Origin of the sequence: Streptomyces stelliscabiei (genome assembly GCF_014873495.1) — a bacterium.
Taxonomy (GTDB): Bacteria; Actinomycetota; Actinomycetes; order Streptomycetales; family Streptomycetaceae; genus Streptomyces; species Streptomyces bottropensis.
This window is the reverse complement of sequence record NZ_JADBGF010000001.1, coordinates 6,194,479-6,211,835: the sequence shown is the minus strand read 5'-3', so window position 1 is coordinate 6,211,835 and position 17,357 is coordinate 6,194,479. Positions and strand designations below refer to the sequence as shown.

Genomic DNA, 17,357 nt, shown 5'->3' with positions numbered 1-17,357 from the left:
CGGTCAGCCTGCGCCTGTCCCCCACACCGCGCGGAGCCCGCCTCGCCCGCCTCCTGGCGACGGAGCAACTGCGCTCATGGGGGCTGCCGTTGGACCCGGCGCGGCACATCGTCGCCGAGCTGGCGGCCAACGCGGCCACGCACGGCCGGGTACAGGGACGGGACTTCGGACTCACGCTCTACGTGATCGGCGGCACCCTCCGCATCGAGGTCACCGACACGCGCGGCGAACGGCTGCCGCGCACCCGGTGCCCCTCACCAGACGCCGAGGACGGCCAGGGCCTGGTGCTCGTCGAAGCTCTCGCGGACCGCTGGGGCACCGCGCCGGGGCTGCCCCCACGCAAGACGGTCTGGGCCGAGGTCACCGTCCGACAGTCACCGGAACCCGCGGACGTGCGCTTCGGTGCGACGGGCGGTCTTTCCTCAAAGGACCCGGGAGAGAAAGAACCCCACCAAACCCCACCCCTCCTCCCGCCCGGCAGGCCGCCTCACCCTCGCGGGTGAACATCGCCGACTCGGCTGGATTCGGGACCGGTTGATGCCCTTAGCTCAGCGCAGCAGGACCCACACAACCGCAGACATACGACGGCCCCCGCCGGGACGGCAATCCCAGTGCGAGGGCCTGACCACCAAGGAAGAGATCGCTTCCCGATGGATACGCAGCACCCTAGCGCGCCCTCGCGCGCCCGTGCCCGGCTTGCCGACAACAACCACCCGAAACGGCAGAGCCCGTACGGCGGTGGCCTGACCCACGACCACTCCCGCCACACCACCCGTTTCACGGTGATCGGCAACCACCTGGCCCAGCACCCCGAGCTGTCCCTCGTGGCGATCGGGCTGGCCGCGCACATCCAGTCGCTCCCCAAGGGCGCCCGCGTCGACATCAAGACGCTCGCCGGTCGCTTCACGGAGGGCACGACCCGTATCGCCGCCGCCCTGCGTGAACTCGAAGCCCACGGCTATCTGCGCCGCGAACGCGAACGCGTCCCCGGCGGCCGGATCATCACCCGAACGATCTCCTGCAACCAGCCCGGCCGCGGCAAGGACCACACGCAGGACGAGCCCGTACGCCGCCCGCCCCGGAAGGAGAAGGCACCCCGCAAGCCCCTCCCTTCCGTCCCCCAGCCCGCCTACCGTTCCCCCACCCTCCTCCAGACGGCCACCGACCTCCTCGCCGACCTGCGCAGGACGGACCCCCGACTCCTCCTCTCGGCCTGCGACGCCGCGCATCTCGCGCCGGGCGTGGCCGCCTGGCTGGAGCGCGACCTCACCCCCACCGCCGTACGTGACGCCCTGACCGGCGATCTCCCGCCCGAGCCGCTCCACCGCCCGGCCGGCCTGCTGGCCCACCGCCTCGCGACCCAGCTCCCGCCCCCGCCGCCGTTCCGGGCCCCGGCGTCACCGCCGTCCGTCCACTACGAGATGACGAACTGCGGCGGCTGCGACCGCGGCTTCCGGGGGCCGAAGGGCAGCCGCTGCCGCGACTGCGGGCCCGACCACACCACGCCCGACCTCATGGAGGCCACCTAGCATGAACGTGACGATCCTTGCCTCCGGGCACAGACGAGGAGCGAGCGCCATGACCATCACCCCGGACAACGCACAGCACGGCGCCTCTCACCCCTACCGGGCCATGCGGGACTTCGTTCAGTCGATGGACGACACCCTCCCCGGCAAGTTCGAGATCACCAAGGAAGGGATCGTCCACGACATGATGTCGCCCGTGAAGCAGCACGAACTCACCGCGCTGCGCCTGCGGAAACGGCTCGAACGGCTCATGCCCGACGACCTCGTGGCCCACACGGGCACCCCGGATGTGGAAGACGAGCCCGAAGGGGTCATGCGACATCCCGACGTGATGCTCATCGCCGAGGCGGACATGGAAGGAGACGGATCCTTCGACGCACGTACGCTGATCGCCGCGATCGAGATCGTGTCCCGCTCCAACCCCGACAACGACTGGATCGGCAAGGTCCGCGACTACCCCCTGCTCGGCATCCCCGTCTATGCCGTCTTCGACCCACGCACCGGCACCGGCGCCGTCCTCACCGACATCCACGCAACTCCGGACGGCCCGCGCTACGCCACCCGCAAGGACTTCGTCTACGGCGAGGACGTCACCATCGCGGACTGGACCATCTCCACGGACAACCTGCCTCGTTATCCGGACCAGGGCTGACCGGGGACGGCCCCGCTCACCGCCCCGCCGCCAGCCCCTCCCGCAGCGCCCCGTACGCCGCCTTCCGCCCGTACGTCTCGTCCATCGGCGTCGCCGAGCCCTCGCCGTCGAAGACCCCGGGCACCCACGAGTACTTGTCCGTGAACCCCCACACCGTGAACGACGTGCAGCTGCGCGCCCCCAGGCAGGCGTCCAGCAGTTGCCGGTAGTAGCTCGCCTGCGTCGCCGTCTTCGTCTCGTCCACCGGCAGGATCATCCGCACGTCCACCTCCGTGAACGCCGTCCGCATCCCCAGCGCACCGAACCGGGCGAGGTTCTCCGCGACCTGCCCCGGGAAGCCGTACTGGATCGCCAGGTGCCCCTGGGCGCCGAACCCCTGCACCGGCACACCCTCGGCACGCAACCGCTTCGCGAGTTCGTAGTACGCGGTGGACTTCGCGTTGACGCCCTCCACGTTGTAGTCGTTGAGGAAGAGCTTCGCCTTCGGGTCGGCCGCGTGCGCCCAGCGGAACGCGTCCGCGATGTACGACGGCCCCAGCTCACGCAGCCAGAGCGAGTTCCGCAGGCTGCCGTCCTCCTCGAAGACCTCGTTCACCACGTCCCACTGCTGGATCTTCCCCTTGTACCGCTTCACCTCGGTGGTGATGTGCTTGCGGAGGATGCCGCGCAGCTCCGCCGGGCCGATCGACCCGTCCGTCACCCCGGCCGTCAGCCAGCCCGGCAGCTGGCTGTGCCAGACGAGGGTGTGACCGCGGACGACCTGCCCGTTCTTCCGCGCGAAACGGACCAGGTCGTCGGCGGCCTTCCAGTCGTACACGCCCCGCTGCGGCTCGACCGACTCCCACTTCATGGCGTTCTCGGCGGTCACCGAGCTGAACTCCCGTGCGGTGGTCGCGCGGTACGTCCGGTCGTCCGCGAGGGCCGCCATGTCGACGGCCGTGCCGACGCGTACGCCGGCCCGGTCGGCGAGCGTCCGCAACGACGGGCCGGGCTGTCCGTGTGCCGAGGCCGGGTGCACGGCCACGGCCGTGGACAGCAGCGCTCCGGCGACGATCCCGAGCGCGGGCAGGCGAAGGCGGTTCATGTACGTCATCTGTCTCCAGGTCCCTTCTCAGATCCGGTGGCTCTCCAGCGGCCCCAGATACGTCGGTGTCAGACCACCCGTGTCGATCACCAGCCGCTGCAGCACCACGGTCGGATCGACCATCCAGAACGTCAGCCGGTGCACCCCGGGCCCGGCGATCGTGTGCCGGGTCACCGTCACGTTCACGTTGTCGGAGGTGTTGCGCGCCCACTGCTTGTTCATGAGCCCGTCGTCGGCCCCGGTGACGGCGTTGATGTCGACGACCTGGGGTTCCGCCCCGTCGAACGACACCCCGTAGCGCAGGCCGCCCGTCGCGAGCGTCGGGTTCCTCGGCGAGACGTACGCCCGGACCGTCACCTCGTCCACGGCCGACAGCAGACCGACCTCGTACTCCAGCCGCGGTCCCGACCCGCCCGGCGTCTGCCGGGGCGCCGTCACGGGCCACGGCGTCACCCCCGCCCCCGTACGCCCGATCCGCTCGATCCGGCGCCAGCCCACGCGCCCGTCGCGCGAACCCACCGCCCGCGTGTGGTGCTCCGCGTCGATCGCCACGTAGCCGCCCGCCTCGACGAACCCCCGCAGCTTCCGCGCCTCCCGCTCCGACGGCTTCTCCGCGACGGCCTTCACCGCGACCGAGGCCCCGGCCCCGCTCACCGTCAGCGAAGCCTCGGCACCCCCCGCCGGCACCCGCCCCCAGTCCACCCGGACCCCGACCCGCACCTGCTCCTCGACCCGCCCCCGGGGCCGCTCCACCACCAGCCAGGGCGCCGACGACTCGATCCGGTACGCGAAGGGCGTACGCCCCCGGTTGAAGATCTCCACGTACTGCCGGGGCCTGGTCTGGTACGGACTGAACACCGGCAGCACCGCCTCCGCGGCGGACCGGGGCCACCACTCCCCCGAGTCGTCGCCCCCGTCGACCGCCACCCCCAGCTCCGCCGCCACCGGCACCTCGATCCGCCGCACCTGGGGGAAGATCTCGTCCGGCAGTGCCACGTTGTTCCGCTCCGGCTGCTGCCATCCGGCGTTCGGGCCGTAGCGCTCCACGTCCCCGTACCCGATGTGCGGCTGCGTCTGGAAGCCTCGCCACTTCCCGCCCGCCACCTCGGAGTTGAAGCGATCGGCCAGCGCGAGATCGCGTGCCAGTCCCGCCTCGGCGGCCTCCGCGCGGCTGTTGGCCGCCGCCCGTCCCTGCCGTGCGTACAGCAGGTTCTTGAACTCCGCCTCCCGCAGCTCGTACAGGTTCGCGGTGGCCGCCACCTCGTATCCGACCAGTTCGAACCACGCGTCCCGCACGGCCGCCGGCAGTCGCCGCCCCACCCGGTCGGCCCGCTTCGCCAGCGCCCGCCACTGGGCCGTGACGCGTTCCAGCTCCCGGTGGCCGAAGAAGAACGGTGTCGCCTGGTCGTCGTAGACGATCGCCCGCTCGTCCTTCGTGGGGTCCTTCGTCTCGTCGAGGGTGATCCGGCGGTTGAGCAGCTCCGGCTTGCGGCGGGCCTGGAGCTGCCCGTAGGCGGCCAGCACCTCGGCGATCTCCGCCGCCGCCTGCGCGCCGAAATTCTGCCGCGCGAACCCCCGCTCCCACTCCTCCAGGTCCTTCGATCCCCAACGGCCCGGATTCCAGGCGTAGTTCAGGAAGAACTCGGTCGGCAGCTCGTTCCCCTTCAGATCGCCGACGTTCACCACCCACAGACCGTGGTTGCCGTACGCGTCGGCCTGGTGCAGCTGCTCCCACAGGTTCGCGAGGTTCGCCGTGTCGACCCACTTGTAGTTGCGCCCGACACCGACGTAGTCGAAGTGGTAGTACAACCCGTAACCCCCGGGTCGTACGGGCTCCCCGGGGTCCGGATGCTTACGGATGTTCCCCCAGTTGTCGTCCGTGAGGACGACCGTGACGTCGTCCGGCGCCCGCAGCCCCCGGTCCCAGTACCGCTGGACCTCCTTGTAGAGGGTCCACACCTGCGGGGTCTCCCGCACCGGGCGGCCGGTCACCTCGGCGATGATCCGCCGCTGGGTGTCGATGATCTCCCGCATCAGCTCGATGCCGTCGCCGTCCGGCAGGCTCGTGTCACCGTTGCCCCGCATGCCCAGCGTGACGACGCCCTCGAAGTCCTCGTCGACCATGCGCCGGATGCCGTCACGCCAGTACGCCCTGATGGCCTCGGCGTTCCGGCGGTACGACCACTCCCCGGTACCCCCGTAGGGGTCCCGCCCGGGGGTCACCACCTTGCCCGCGCCGTCGCGCACAGCGGGGACCGCGTGGCGGTTCCACTCCTCGATCCCCCGCATCATGGGCGCCTCATGCGACGTGCCCATGACAATTCCGTATTCCTTGGCCCGCGCGTGGTTCTCCGGATCGTCCTCGGCGAAGGCCCGTCCCCACACCGCGGGCCAGACGTAGTTTCCCTTCAGCCTCAGCAGCACCTCGAAGACCTTCGCCCAGAAGTCCGCATGGAAGCCACCGGGGTGCCCCGGCGCCTTCCCGGGCCCGAAGTACGCCGGCGCCCACGTCCCGAGCGCCGGGTTCTCGTCGTTGATGAAGACGCCCCGGTACTTCACGGCGGGCGTGCCCTGACTGAACCGGCCCGGCCGTACGTACACCGCGTCCCGGCGGACCGGCGGCACGTCGTCCCACCAGTACCAGGGCGAGACACCGAGGCCGTACGAGACGTCGTACACCCCGAAGATCGTGCCGCGCGGATCGCTGCCGGCGATGACGAAGGCCCGGCGCACCCCCGGCATCGGCCGCTCCACGACCGTCTGCAGCGAGGTCTCCCACCTTCCCCGCACCCCGTCGACGTCGAGCTTCCCGGCGGCGATCAGCCCGTCGATCAGCGGACTCCGACCGATGGCCCCCACCAGCACGATCTCGGCCGCCGTGTCGCTCCCCGGCCGCACCCCGGTCACCCGCTCGATGTCGTCCCGCAGATCCCCCGCGACCCGTACGACTCCGGGGTGATCCTCGGGGCTGACCACCACCGGGGCACCGACCAGCGCGAACGCCCTCGGCACGGGCGTGAAGGAGAGGTACGCGCCGGGGTCGGTGACCCGCGGCCCGCCCGGCACACCCCCCGAGGCCATGTCCTGCGCCGACGCCTCCTCCGCCCCCGCGACCCCCGGCAGGGCGGGCACCACGGCGAGCCCGGCACCCGCTCCCAGAACGGTTCTCCGACTGACGTCCGCGGACATGCCACACCCCTCGCCCGGTCATCCCGAACGCTGAATTTGCTCAGCGACATGACAAATGGTGAAGGGAGTGAGGCGAGGGGACAACGGGTCGAACGCGCCGAATAGTTTCGAAGCGCCGAAACCCCGGGGTGGCCCGCACGGTCGCCGCCGTGCGGGCCACCCCGGGCTACTTCTCCTCGAAGGAGTCCCTGCGGACACCGCTCCCGTCCCAGGGCACTTCCCGGCAGGGCTCGGCCCGCCCCTTGTACCCGAACACGGTCGAGGCGGGGGCGGCACGGTCCCCCGCCTCCCATTGCGGCAACTCGAACACCAGGGAGTCACCAGGGCGCAGGATGAACGCATGGCTGGGCATCACCACCTCACCGGTGCCACGCGACGGCCCCACCACCCAGCCCGGCTGATAGGCCTCACCACGACGCTTTGCGCAGACATAGCCCTTCCTCGGCCTGTCGACGGTCACGCTGATGCCTTCGGCACGCAGCCGCTCGCTCAGCTCCTTCTGGTCGTCGCCGCTCAGCAGAATGTCCTCCATGCTGACGGTGACACTGCCGTCCCCGTTCCGCTCCACCGCGTACGCCTGCGACCCACCGGTCGACGACGGCAGCGCCACCACCGCCCCCGCCGCCGCGACGCACGCCGCGAGGGCGACGAGCGCGCGCCGCGTGGTGATCGCCCGGCGGATCACGGGGTCGGGCTCGGTCACGTCCTCGGCCCGCAGCGCGATCTCCCGCTGGAGCTCGTCCAGCAGCCGGTCCTCGAAGGTCTTCGTCGTCCTCGTGGTCATGCCTCTCCCCCTGCGTAGCTGAGCCCTGCCGGATGCTCACTGCCCACCGCCGCCGAGCGCAGCGCCCGGCGGGCCCGGTGCAGCCGTACGCGCGCCGTGACCTTGCGTATCCCCAACGCCGTGGCTGCCTCGGTGACGCTCAACTGGTCGACGGCGACGAGTTCGACGACCGCGCGCTCGCCCTCGGGGAGCCCTTCCAGCGCGGCCAGCGCCCGGCGCCCGGCCGCCTCGGCGTCGAGCTTGTCCTCCAGCCGGCCGATGTCGTCGGCCTCCAGCAGCCGCCGCCCGGCGATCCGGCCGCCGAGCACGCTCTGCCGCGCGCTGCGCCGCGCCTCGGCCGCGACCACGTTGCGCGCGATGCCGTACAGCCAGGCCGTCTCGCTCCCGAGGTCGGCGCGGTAGGCGCGGGCCGAGTCGATCACCGCGAGGAAGGTCTCGGCGGTGAGATCGGCGACGGTGTGCGGATCGGTGACCCGCCGGGCCATGAAGCGGGTGACGGCGTCGACATGACGGCGGTAGAAGACCTCGAAGGCCGCCGGATCGTACATGCCTCCCGGCGGACCGCCGGGGCCTCTGCTGTCCGGTGCCAAGGTACGTACCTCCCGTGGTCGGTCGTGCTGTCACTTGTACTTGGACCGGGGCGGGAAAGGCGTTACAGGAAGGGCGGCACAGGACAGGCGTCACGGGGAGAGCGTCGGGGAAACAGAAGAGGCCCGTACGACCGAAGTCGTACGGGCCTCTCCAAAGACCAACCGGTCAGCCCTCGCGGGCCAAGATCACTTCGTGATCTTGATGACCTGGCCGGCGCCCACGGTCCGGCCACCCTCACGGATGGCGAACTTCAGGCCCTCTTCCATGGCGATGGGCTGAATGAGCTCAACCTTCATCTCCGTGTTGTCGCCGGGCATGACCATCTCGGTGCCCTCGGGGAGGGTCACCACGCCGGTCACGTCCGTCGTACGGAAGTAGAACTGCGGGCGGTAGTTGTTGAAGAACGGCGTGTGGCGGCCACCCTCGTCCTTGGACAGGATGTAGGCCTGGGCCTCGAACTCGGTGTGCGGCGTGACCGAACCGGGCTTGATGATGACCTGGCCGCGCTCGACGTCCTCGCGCTTGATGCCACGGAGGAGCAGACCGACGTTCTCACCGGCCTGGCCCTCGTCGAGCAGCTTGCGGAACATCTCGATGCCGGTGACCGTGGTGGTGGTCTTCTCCTGCTTGATACCGACGATGTCGACGGTCTCGTTGACCTTGAGGACACCACGCTCGATACGACCGGTGACGACGGTGCCACGACCGGTGATCGTGAAGACGTCCTCGATCGGCATCAGGAACGGCTTGTCGACGTCACGCTCGGGCTGCGGGATGTTCTCGTCGACGGCCTTCATCAGGTCGAGGACGGACTGGCCCCACTCCTTGTCGCCCTCAAGGGCCTTGAGCGCCGAGACCTTGACGACCGGCAGGTCGTCGCCCGGGAACTCGTACTCGGAGAGCAGCTCACGGACCTCGAGCTCGACGAGCTCCAGGATCTCCTCGTCGTCCACCATGTCGGCCTTGTTCAGGGCGACGACGATGTACGGAACGCCGACCTGGCGGGCCAGGAGCACGTGCTCCTTGGTCTGCGGCATCGGGCCGTCGGTGGCGGCGACAACGAGGATGGCGCCGTCCATCTGCGCCGCACCCGTGATCATGTTCTTGATGTAGTCCGCGTGACCGGGGCAGTCGACGTGGGCGTAGTGACGGGTCTCCGTCTGGTACTCGACGTGCGCGATCGAGATGGTGATACCGCGCTGACGCTCCTCGGGAGCCTTGTCGATCTGGTCGAACGCCGAGGCCTCGTTCAGGTCCGGGAACGCGTCGTGCAGCACCTTGGTAATGGCGGCCGTGAGGGTCGTCTTACCGTGGTCGATGTGACCGATGGTGCCGATGTTGACGTGCGGCTTAGTCCGCTCGAACTTCGCCTTCGCCACGGGGGTCCTCCTGGGAGTGGTTCTGGAACGCCTTGCTTCATCGGCGCCAGGTGATCTTTGCTGGAAAGTCCGGGTCCTTGGGCAAACACCCGTGTTGGCGGGTGTTTGCCCCCTGAGGCTCCGGAGTCAAGCCTAAAGCGTGTGGACGCGGAGCGTTACTCGCCCTTGGCCTTCGCGATGATCTCCTCGGCGACGTTCCGCGGAACCTCGGCGTAGGAGTCGAACTGCATCGAGTAGCTTGCGCGACCCGAGGTCTTGCTGCGGAGGTCTCCGACGTAGCCGAACATCTCCGAGAGGGGCACGAGGCCCTTCACGACGCGGGCACCGGCCCGCTCCTCCATGGCCTGGATCTGACCACGGCGGGAGTTGATGTCGCCGATGACCTCACCCATGTAGTCCTCGGGCGTGGTGACCTCGACGGCCATCATCGGCTCAAGGAGCACGGGGGACGCCTTGCGCGCGGCCTCCTTGAAGGCCTGCGAACCGGCGATCTTGAAGGCGAGCTCGGAGGAGTCGACCTCGTGGTAGCCACCGTCGATGAGCGTGACGCGGACGCCCGTCATCTCGTAGCCCGCGAGGATGCCGAACTGCATGGCCTCCTGCGCACCGGCGTCCACCGAAGGGATGTACTCCTTCGGGATACGGCCACCGGTGACCTTGTTCACGAACTCGTACGAGGCGTCGCCGCCCTCGATCGGCTCGATCGCGATCTGCACCTTGGCGAACTGGCCGGTACCACCAGTCTGCTTCTTGTGCGTGTAGTCGACGCGCTCGACGGCCTTGCGGATCGTCTCGCGGTAGGCGACCTGCGGCTTGCCGACGTTGGCCTCGACCTTGAACTCACGGCGCATACGGTCGACCAGCACCTCGAGGTGCAGCTCGCCCATACCACCGATGATGGTCTGGCCGGTCTCCTCGTCCGAGTGGACCTGGAAGGAGGGGTCCTCCTCCGCGAGACGCTGGATGGCGACACCCAGCTTCTCCTGGTCACCCTTGGACTTGGGCTCGATCGCGACCTGGATGACCGGCGCCGGGAAGTCCATGGACTCCAGGATCACCGGCTGCTTGTCGTCGCTCAGCGTCTCACCGGTGGTGGTCTGCTTCAGGCCCATGACGGCGACGATGTCGCCGGCGCCCACCGACTCGATCTCCTCACGCTTGTTCGCGTGCATACGGTAGATCTTGCCGATGCGCTCCTTCTTGCCCTTGACGGAGTTCAGCACGGCGGTGCCGGACTCCAGGCGACCGGAGTAGATCCGGACGAAGGTGAGCTTGCCGAGGTGCGGGTCGCTCATGATCTTGAACGCCAGCGCCGACAGCGGCTCGTCGTCGGACGGCTTGCGCTTGACGACGACCTCGGGGTCCTTGACGTCGTGGCCTTCGATGGCCTCGACGTCGAGCGGGGTCGGGAGGTAGCGCACGACCGCGTCGAGCAGGGGCTGGACGCCCTTGTTCTTGAACGCGGTGCCACAGAACACCGGGGTGACGGTGACGCCGTCGGACTTGCCGGACGCGATGGTGATGCGACGGATCGCGGCGTACAGCTGCTCCTCGGTGGGCTCCTGGCCCTCCAGGAACAGCTCCATGATCTCGTCGTCGTTCTCCGCGACGGCCTCGACCAGCTTGCCGCGGTACTCCTCGGCAGCCTCGGTGTGCGTGGCCGGGATGTCGACGACGTCGTACATCTCGCCCTTGGCGGCCTCGGCGGACCACACGAGCGCCTTCATGCGGACCAGGTCCACAACGCCCTTGAAGTCCATCTCGGCGCCGATCGGCAGCTGCATGACGAGCGGGACGGCGCCCAGGCGGCTGGAGATCATGTCCACACAGCGGTGGAACTCCGCGCCCGTACGGTCCAGCTTGTTCACGAAGCAGATGCGCGGCACGCCGTAGCGGTCGGCCTGACGCCACACGGTCTCGGACTGCGGCTCGACACCGGCGACACCGTCGAACACCGTGACGGCACCGTCGAGCACGCGGAGCGAACGCTCCACCTCGACCGTGAAGTCGACGTGACCCGGGGTGTCGATGATGTTGATCGTGTAGTCGTTGTCCTCGAGCGGCCAGTGACAGGTGGTGGCAGCAGAGGTGATCGTGATGCCACGCTCCTGCTCCTGCTCCATCCAGTCCATGGTGGCAGCGCCGTCGTGGACCTCACCGATCTTGTAGCTGACGCCGGTGTAGAAGAGGATCCGCTCGGTGGTGGTCGTCTTGCCCGCGTCGATGTGGGCCATGATCCCGATGTTGCGGACCCTGGCCAGGTCAAGTGAAGTGGTAGCCATAAGGCTTCGGTCTTCTCTCGGTCTCGATGGGGGTAGCGACTACCAGCGGTAGTGCGCGAAGGCCTTGTTGGACTCGGCCATCTTGTGGGTGTCCTCGCGCTTCTTCACAGCGGCACCGAGGCCGTTGGACGCGTCGAGAAGCTCGTTGAGCAGACGCTCGGTCATGGTCTTCTCGCGACGGGCGCGGGAGTAACCGACCAGCCAGCGCAGCGCGAGCGTGTTGGCACGACCGGGCTTGACCTCGATCGGAACCTGGTACGTCGCACCACCGACACGGCGGGACTTGACCTCGAGGGTCGGCTTGATGTTCTCCAGGGCGCGCTTCAGCGTGATGACCGGGTCGTTGCTGGTCTTCTCGCGCAGGCCCTCCATGGCGCCGTACACGATGCGCTCGGCGGTGGAGCGCTTGCCGTTCAGCAGCACCTTGTTGATCAGCGACGTGACAAGAGGAGAACCGTAGACCGGGTCGATGATGACCGGGCGCTTCGGGGCGGGGCCCTTACGAGGCATTCTTACTTCTCCTTCTTGGCGCCGTAGCGGCTGCGGGCCTGCTTGCGGTTCTTGACACCCTGGGTGTCGAGCGAACCGCGGATGATCTTGTAGCGAACACCGGGCAGGTCCTTCACACGGCCGCCGCGCACGAGCACGATGGAGTGCTCCTGCAGGTTGTGTCCCTCACCCGGAATGTAAGCGGTGACCTCGATCCCGCTGGTCAGACGCACACGCGCGACCTTACGCAGGGCCGAGTTCGGCTTCTTCGGGGTGGTCGTGAACACACGCGTGCAGACGCCGCGACGCTGGGGCGAACCCTCGAGCGCGGGCGTCTTGTTCTTCTCGACCTTGTCCTGCCGGCCCTTCCGGACCAGCTGCTGGATCGTAGGCACTACTTCTCCGGTTTCTGTGTGCCGAATGGTGAAGCTAACCTGAAACATTCGCCGACCCACGCGGTCGGGTGTGTCGAAACTGCAGACTCCCGCCGCAAGGCAGAAAGGGCGCAGAGTACGGCGGCCGCTTACGGCTCCCCCTGTGCGGTTGAAGGCACGCACGGGAGCCAGGGCACACCCCAGGCACAAGGTCTGAGCGTACCTACCTCATTCGCTACGGTCAAAACAAATGGGCGGGCGGTGGTTTGAGCAGGGGCGCCCGCCCGGCCGAACCGGCGACCGGCACGGTCCCGCGCCCCCGGCGAACTCCCGGGCGCGGTACCGGATCAGGGGGTCGCGGACGTCTCCAGAACGGCGATGAGGACGAGGAAGAAGGCCCAGCCGGCCACGGAGAGCCAGCCGAGGATGATCCCGGCCAGCGCGAAGCCGTCGCCGCCCTCACCCGTACGTTTGATCTCGGCGCGGGCGGTGTGGCCGAGAATGACCGCGGGAATGCCGGTGAGCCCCATCGTCATGGTGGTGAGCACGCCACACACCATGGAGCCCACGGCCTTGCCGTTGGTCATCGGGGGCGGCAGGGGCGCCGGCATGAACGTCCTGGGCACCGGAGCGCCCATGACGGTCGGCTGCATCCCCGAGGGCCCCTGGGGCAGGTCGGCGACCAGAAGGGACAGCTCCCCCACTGTGCGCGCCCTGTAGGCCCTCTCGACGCGCCTCTCGTACTCGTCCTGCGGAAGGCGGCCCTCGCTGAACCCGGCCTTCAGTACATCCACGGCACGCTCACGGTCGGCGTGTGCGGCGAGCATCGAAGGACCATTGCCCTGCGGCTGCTGCCACGGAATCGGCTGCCATGACGGGTTCGACACGAGAAACACTCCCCCGGACTGGTTGTCCCTCCATGATGCTCCAACGCCCGCCCCCGAGCACGGGTTCCCCGCCCCGGTTCTGTTGCGGTTCTGCCACACCGAACACCCGTACCCACGCCAAAGGGCGGCCACCCGAAGGTGACCGCCCCTCAACTCAAGCAACTACCACCGCTCGCCTACTGGTTGTACGGACCGTAGTCGTAGTCCTCCAGCGGGACGGCCTGGCCGGAGCCCGTGCCGAACGGCGAGTAGTCGATGTCGTCGTAGCCGACGGCCGAGTACATCGCGGCCTTGGCCTCCTCGGTCGGCTCGACCCGGATGTTGCGGTAGCGGGACAGACCCGTACCGGCCGGGATGAGCTTACCGATGATGACGTTCTCCTTGAGGCCGATGAGGCTGTCGGACTTGGCGTTGATCGCCGCGTCCGTCAGGACTCGGGTCGTCTCCTGGAAGGAGGCGGCCGACAGCCAGGATTCCGTCGCCAGCGAGGCCTTGGTGATACCCATCAGCTGCGGACGACCGGAGGCCGGGTGACCGCCCTCCTGGACCACACGACGGTTCTCGGTCTCGAACTTCGAGCGCTCGACCAGCTCACCGGGCAGCAGCTCGGCGTCGCCGGACTCGATGATCGTCACGCGGCGCAGCATCTGCCGGATGATGATCTCGATGTGCTTGTCGTGGATCGACACACCCTGCGAGTTGTAGACCTTCTGGACCTCGCCGACCAGGTGGACCTGGACGGCACGCTGACCCAGGATGCGCAGCACGTCGTGCGGGTTGGTGGCACCCACGGTGAGCTTCTGGCCCACCTCGACGTGCTCGCCCTCGCTCACCAGCAGACGGGCACGCTTCGAGATCGGGAACGCCGTCTCGTCGCTGCCGTCGTCCGGCGTGATGACGATCTTCTTGGTCTTCTCCGTCTCCTCGATGCGGACGCGACCGGCCGCCTCGGAGATCGGCGCGACACCCTTGGGCGTACGGGCCTCGAAGAGCTCGACGACACGCGGCAGACCCTGCGTGATGTCGTCACCGGCCACACCACCGGTGTGGAAGGTACGCATCGTCAGCTGGGTACCGGGCTCACCGATGGACTGGGCGGCGATGATGCCGACCGCCTCACCGATGTCGACCAGCTTGCCGGTGGCCAGGGAGCGGCCGTAGCACATGGCACACGTGCCGACCTTGGACTCACAGGTCAGGATCGAGCGGGTCTTGACCTCCTCGACACCGTGGTGCACGAGCTGGTCGATGAGCACGTCGCCCAGGTCCACGTTGGCCGGCGCGATCACCTTGCCGTCGATGACGACGTCCTCGGCGAGCATGCGGGCGTAGACGCTGGTCTCGACGTCCTCGGCCTTGCGCAGGACCCCGGTCTCGTCCTTCGAGGCGATCCGCAGCTTCAGACCGCGCTCGGTGCCGCAGTCCTCCTCACGGATGATGACGTCCTGCGAGACGTCCACCAGACGACGGGTCAGGTAACCCGAGTCGGCGGTACGCAGGGCGGTGTCCGCCAGACCCTTACGGGCACCGTGCGTGGAGATGAAGTACTCAAGGACGGACAGGCCCTCGCGGAAGGACGCCTTGATGGGACGCGGGATCGTCTCGTTCTTGGCGTTCGACACCAGACCACGCATACCGGCGATCTGACGCATCTGCATCATGTTTCCGCGGGCGCCCGAGTCGACCATCATGAAGATGGGGTTCGTCTTCGGGAAGTTCGCGTTCATCGCCTCGGCGACCTCGTTGGTCGCCTTGGTCCAGATCGCGATGAGCTCCTGCGTGCGCTCTTCCTTGGTGATCAGACCGCGCTCGTACTGCTTCTGGACCTTCTCGTCCTGCGCCTCGTAACCCTTGACGATCTCCTTCTTCGCCTCGGGAACGACGACGTCGGAGATGGCCACGGTGACACCGGAACGGGTCGCCCAGAAGAAGCCGGCCGCCTTCAGGTTGTCGAGCGTCGCCGCCACGATGACCTTGGGGTAGCGCTCGGCCAGGTCGTTGACGATCTCGGAGAGCTGCTTCTTGCCCACCGAGTAGTCGACGAACGGGTAGTCCTCGGGCAGCAGCTCGTTGAAGAGCGCACGACCGAGCGTGGTCTTCAGACGGAAGCTGTCACCCTGCTGCCACTCCGGCTCGCCCTCCTCGCGCGCCGGCGGCATCCAGCCACGCGGCGGGATGGTGCCCACCGGGAAGCGGATGTCCACCTGGGACTGCAGCGCCAGCTCGCCGGCGTCGAACGCCATGATCGCCTCGGCCGTGGAGGCGAACGAACGCCCCTCGCCCTTGGTGTCACGCAGTTCGCCGTCGGTGGTGAGGAAGAACAGACCGAGGACCATGTCCTGGGTCGGCATCGTCACCGGACGGCCGTCGGCGGGCTTGAGGATGTTGTTCGAGGACAGCATCAGGATGCGGGCCTCGGCCTGCGCCTCCGCGGAGAGCGGCAGGTGCACGGCCATCTGGTCACCGTCGAAGTCCGCGTTGAACGCGGTGCAGACGAGCGGGTGGATCTGGATGGCCTTGCCCTCGACCAGCTGCGGCTCGAAGGCCTGGATGCCGAGGCGGTGCAGGGTGGGCGCACGGTTCAGCAGCACCGGGTGCTCGGCGATGACCTCTTCGAGGACGTCGTACACGACGGTGCGGCCGCGCTCGACCATGCGCTTGGCGCTCTTGATGTTCTGCGCGTGGTTGAGGTCCACGAGCCGCTTCATCACGAACGGCTTGAACAGCTCCAGCGCCATCGCCTTCGGCAGACCGCACTGGTGCAGCTTCAGCTGCGGACCGACGACGATCACGGAACGCGCGGAGTAGTCCACACGCTTGCCGAGCAGGTTCTGACGGAAACGGCCCTGCTTGCCCTTGAGCATGTCGCTCAGGGACTTCAGGGGGCGGTTGCCGGGACCGGTGACCGGACGGCCACGACGGCCGTTGTCGAACAGCGCGTCGACGGCCTCCTGGAGCATGCGCTTCTCGTTGTTCACGATGATCTCGGGCGCGCCGAGGTCGAGAAGCCGCTTCAGACGGTTGTTCCGGTTGATCACACGGCGGTACAGGTCGTTCAGGTCGGAGGTCGCGAAGCGGCCACCGTCCAGCTGCACCATCGGGCGGAGGTCCGGCGGGATGACCGGCACGCAGTCGAGCACCATGCCCTTGGGGCTGTTGCTGGTCTGCAGGAACGCGGAGACGACCTTGAGGCGCTTGAGCGCACGGGTCTTCTTCTGGCCCTTGCCGGTGCGGATGATCTCGCGGAGGCGCTCGGCCTCCTCGTCCAGGTCGAAGGACTCCAGGCGCTTCTGCAGCGCCGCGGCACCCATCGAGCCGTCGAAGTACGTGCCGAAGCGGTCACGCAGCTCGCGGTAGAGAAGCTCGTCGCCCTCCAGGTCCTGGACCTTGAGGTTCTTGAACCGGGTCCACACCTCGTCGAGACGGTCGATCTCGCGCTGCGTACGGTCGCGCAGCTGCTTCATCTCACGCTCGGCGCCCTCGCGCACCTTGCGGCGCACGTCGGCCTTGGCGCCCTCGGCCTCCAGCTCGGCCAGGTCGGTCTCGAGCTTCTTGGCGCGGGCCTCCAGGTCGGCGTCCCGGCGGTTCTCGACCTGCTGACGCTCGACGGAGACGTGGGCCTCCAGCGAGGGCAGGTCGCGGGTGCGGCGCTCCTCGTCGACGTACGTGATCATGTACGCCGCGAAGTAGATGACCTTCTCCAGGTCCTTCGGGGCGAGGTCGAGCAGGTAGCCCAGCCGCGACGGAACGCCCTTGAAGTACCAGATGTGGGTGACGGGAGCGGCCAGCTCGATGTGGCCCATCCGCTCACGGCGCACCTTGGCGCGAGTGACCTCGACGCCGCAGCGCTCACAGATGATGCCCTTGAAGCGGACGCGCTTGTACTTGCCGCAGTAGCACTCCCAGTCCCGGGTCGGACCGAAGATCTTCTCGCAGAAGAGTCCGTCCTTTTCGGGCTTGAGCGTGCGGTAGTTGATCGTCTCGGGCTTCTTGACCTCGCCGTGGCTCCACTGACGGATGTCGTCAGCGGTGGCCAGACCGATCCGGAGCTCGTCGAAGAAGTTGACGTCGAGCACTATGCGTCAATCCCTCTCAGGGTTGTAAGTCATGGGGTCTGATA

Annotated in this window: 13 protein-coding genes; 3 read left to right on the top strand and 10 right to left on the bottom strand. The window is 68.3% G+C overall.

The window, feature by feature from the left end; all coding sequences use genetic code 11:
- The first annotated feature begins 8 nt into the window (after positions 1-8).
- The 3 genes from H4687_RS27525 (at position 9) to H4687_RS27515 (ending at position 2,178) form a co-directional block, all read left to right on the top strand.
- Complete coding sequence (locus H4687_RS27525; RefSeq protein WP_050399456.1) at positions 9-503, top strand: ATP-binding protein; 495 nt, start codon at positions 9-11, stop codon at positions 501-503.
- A 147-nt stretch (positions 504-650) separates the two neighbouring features.
- Positions 651-1,529: a DNA-binding protein gene (locus tag H4687_RS27520; protein ID WP_050399455.1), complete on the top strand. Its 879-nt coding sequence runs from the start codon at positions 651-653 to the stop codon at positions 1,527-1,529.
- Between the two features lie 49 nt (positions 1,530-1,578).
- Positions 1,579-2,178: a Uma2 family endonuclease gene (locus tag H4687_RS27515; protein ID WP_046920178.1), complete on the top strand. Its 600-nt coding sequence runs from the start codon at positions 1,579-1,581 to the stop codon at positions 2,176-2,178.
- A gap of 16 nt (positions 2,179-2,194) precedes the next feature.
- On the opposite strand, the gene H4687_RS27510 is transcribed toward H4687_RS27515, so the two are convergent.
- The 10 genes from H4687_RS27510 to H4687_RS27465 form a co-directional block, all read right to left on the bottom strand.
- Positions 2,195-3,271 (bottom strand): endo-1,4-beta-xylanase, encoded by a 1,077-nt coding sequence (locus H4687_RS27510; protein WP_046920177.1) that lies wholly within the window; start codon positions 3,269-3,271, stop codon positions 2,195-2,197.
- An 18-nt stretch (positions 3,272-3,289) separates the two neighbouring features.
- On the bottom strand, positions 3,290-6,451 hold the full coding sequence (locus tag H4687_RS27505) for a glycosyl hydrolase 115 family protein (RefSeq protein ID WP_192781724.1): 3,162 nt from the start codon (positions 6,449-6,451) through the stop codon (positions 3,290-3,292).
- Between the two features lie 166 nt (positions 6,452-6,617).
- Positions 6,618-7,235 (bottom strand): hypothetical protein, encoded by a 618-nt coding sequence (locus tag H4687_RS27500; protein WP_046913806.1) that lies wholly within the window; start codon positions 7,233-7,235, stop codon positions 6,618-6,620.
- The gene (locus H4687_RS27495) at positions 7,232-7,783 is read right to left on the bottom strand and encodes an RNA polymerase sigma factor (RefSeq protein ID WP_046913805.1); all 552 of its coding nucleotides are present in this window, start codon (positions 7,781-7,783) and stop codon (positions 7,232-7,234) included. The genes H4687_RS27500 and H4687_RS27495 overlap by 4 nt, the downstream gene beginning before the upstream one ends.
- 228 nt (positions 7,784-8,011) lie before the next feature.
- Positions 8,012-9,205, bottom strand: coding sequence for an elongation factor Tu (gene tuf / locus H4687_RS27490; RefSeq protein ID WP_005481261.1), 1,194 nt, complete (start codon positions 9,203-9,205; stop codon positions 8,012-8,014).
- A gap of 155 nt (positions 9,206-9,360) precedes the next feature.
- Positions 9,361-11,487 (bottom strand): elongation factor G, encoded by a 2,127-nt coding sequence (gene fusA / locus H4687_RS27485; RefSeq protein ID WP_046913804.1) that lies wholly within the window; start codon positions 11,485-11,487, stop codon positions 9,361-9,363.
- Positions 11,488-11,526: 39 nt separating this feature from the next.
- Positions 11,527-11,997, bottom strand: a complete 471-nt coding sequence (rpsG, locus tag H4687_RS27480; protein ID WP_005481264.1) for a 30S ribosomal protein S7 — start codon at positions 11,995-11,997, stop codon at positions 11,527-11,529.
- A gap of 2 nt (positions 11,998-11,999) precedes the next feature.
- Complete coding sequence (gene rpsL, locus H4687_RS27475; RefSeq protein WP_003948652.1) at positions 12,000-12,371, bottom strand: 30S ribosomal protein S12; 372 nt, start codon at positions 12,369-12,371, stop codon at positions 12,000-12,002.
- A 326-nt stretch (positions 12,372-12,697) separates the two neighbouring features.
- Complete coding sequence (locus H4687_RS27470) at positions 12,698-13,177, bottom strand: DUF1707 and DUF4190 domain-containing protein (protein ID WP_005481266.1); 480 nt, start codon at positions 13,175-13,177, stop codon at positions 12,698-12,700.
- A gap of 236 nt (positions 13,178-13,413) precedes the next feature.
- On the bottom strand, positions 13,414-17,313 hold the full coding sequence (locus tag H4687_RS27465) for a DNA-directed RNA polymerase subunit beta' (protein ID WP_046913803.1): 3,900 nt from the start codon (positions 17,311-17,313) through the stop codon (positions 13,414-13,416).
- Between the last annotated feature and the right edge of the window lie 44 nt (positions 17,314-17,357).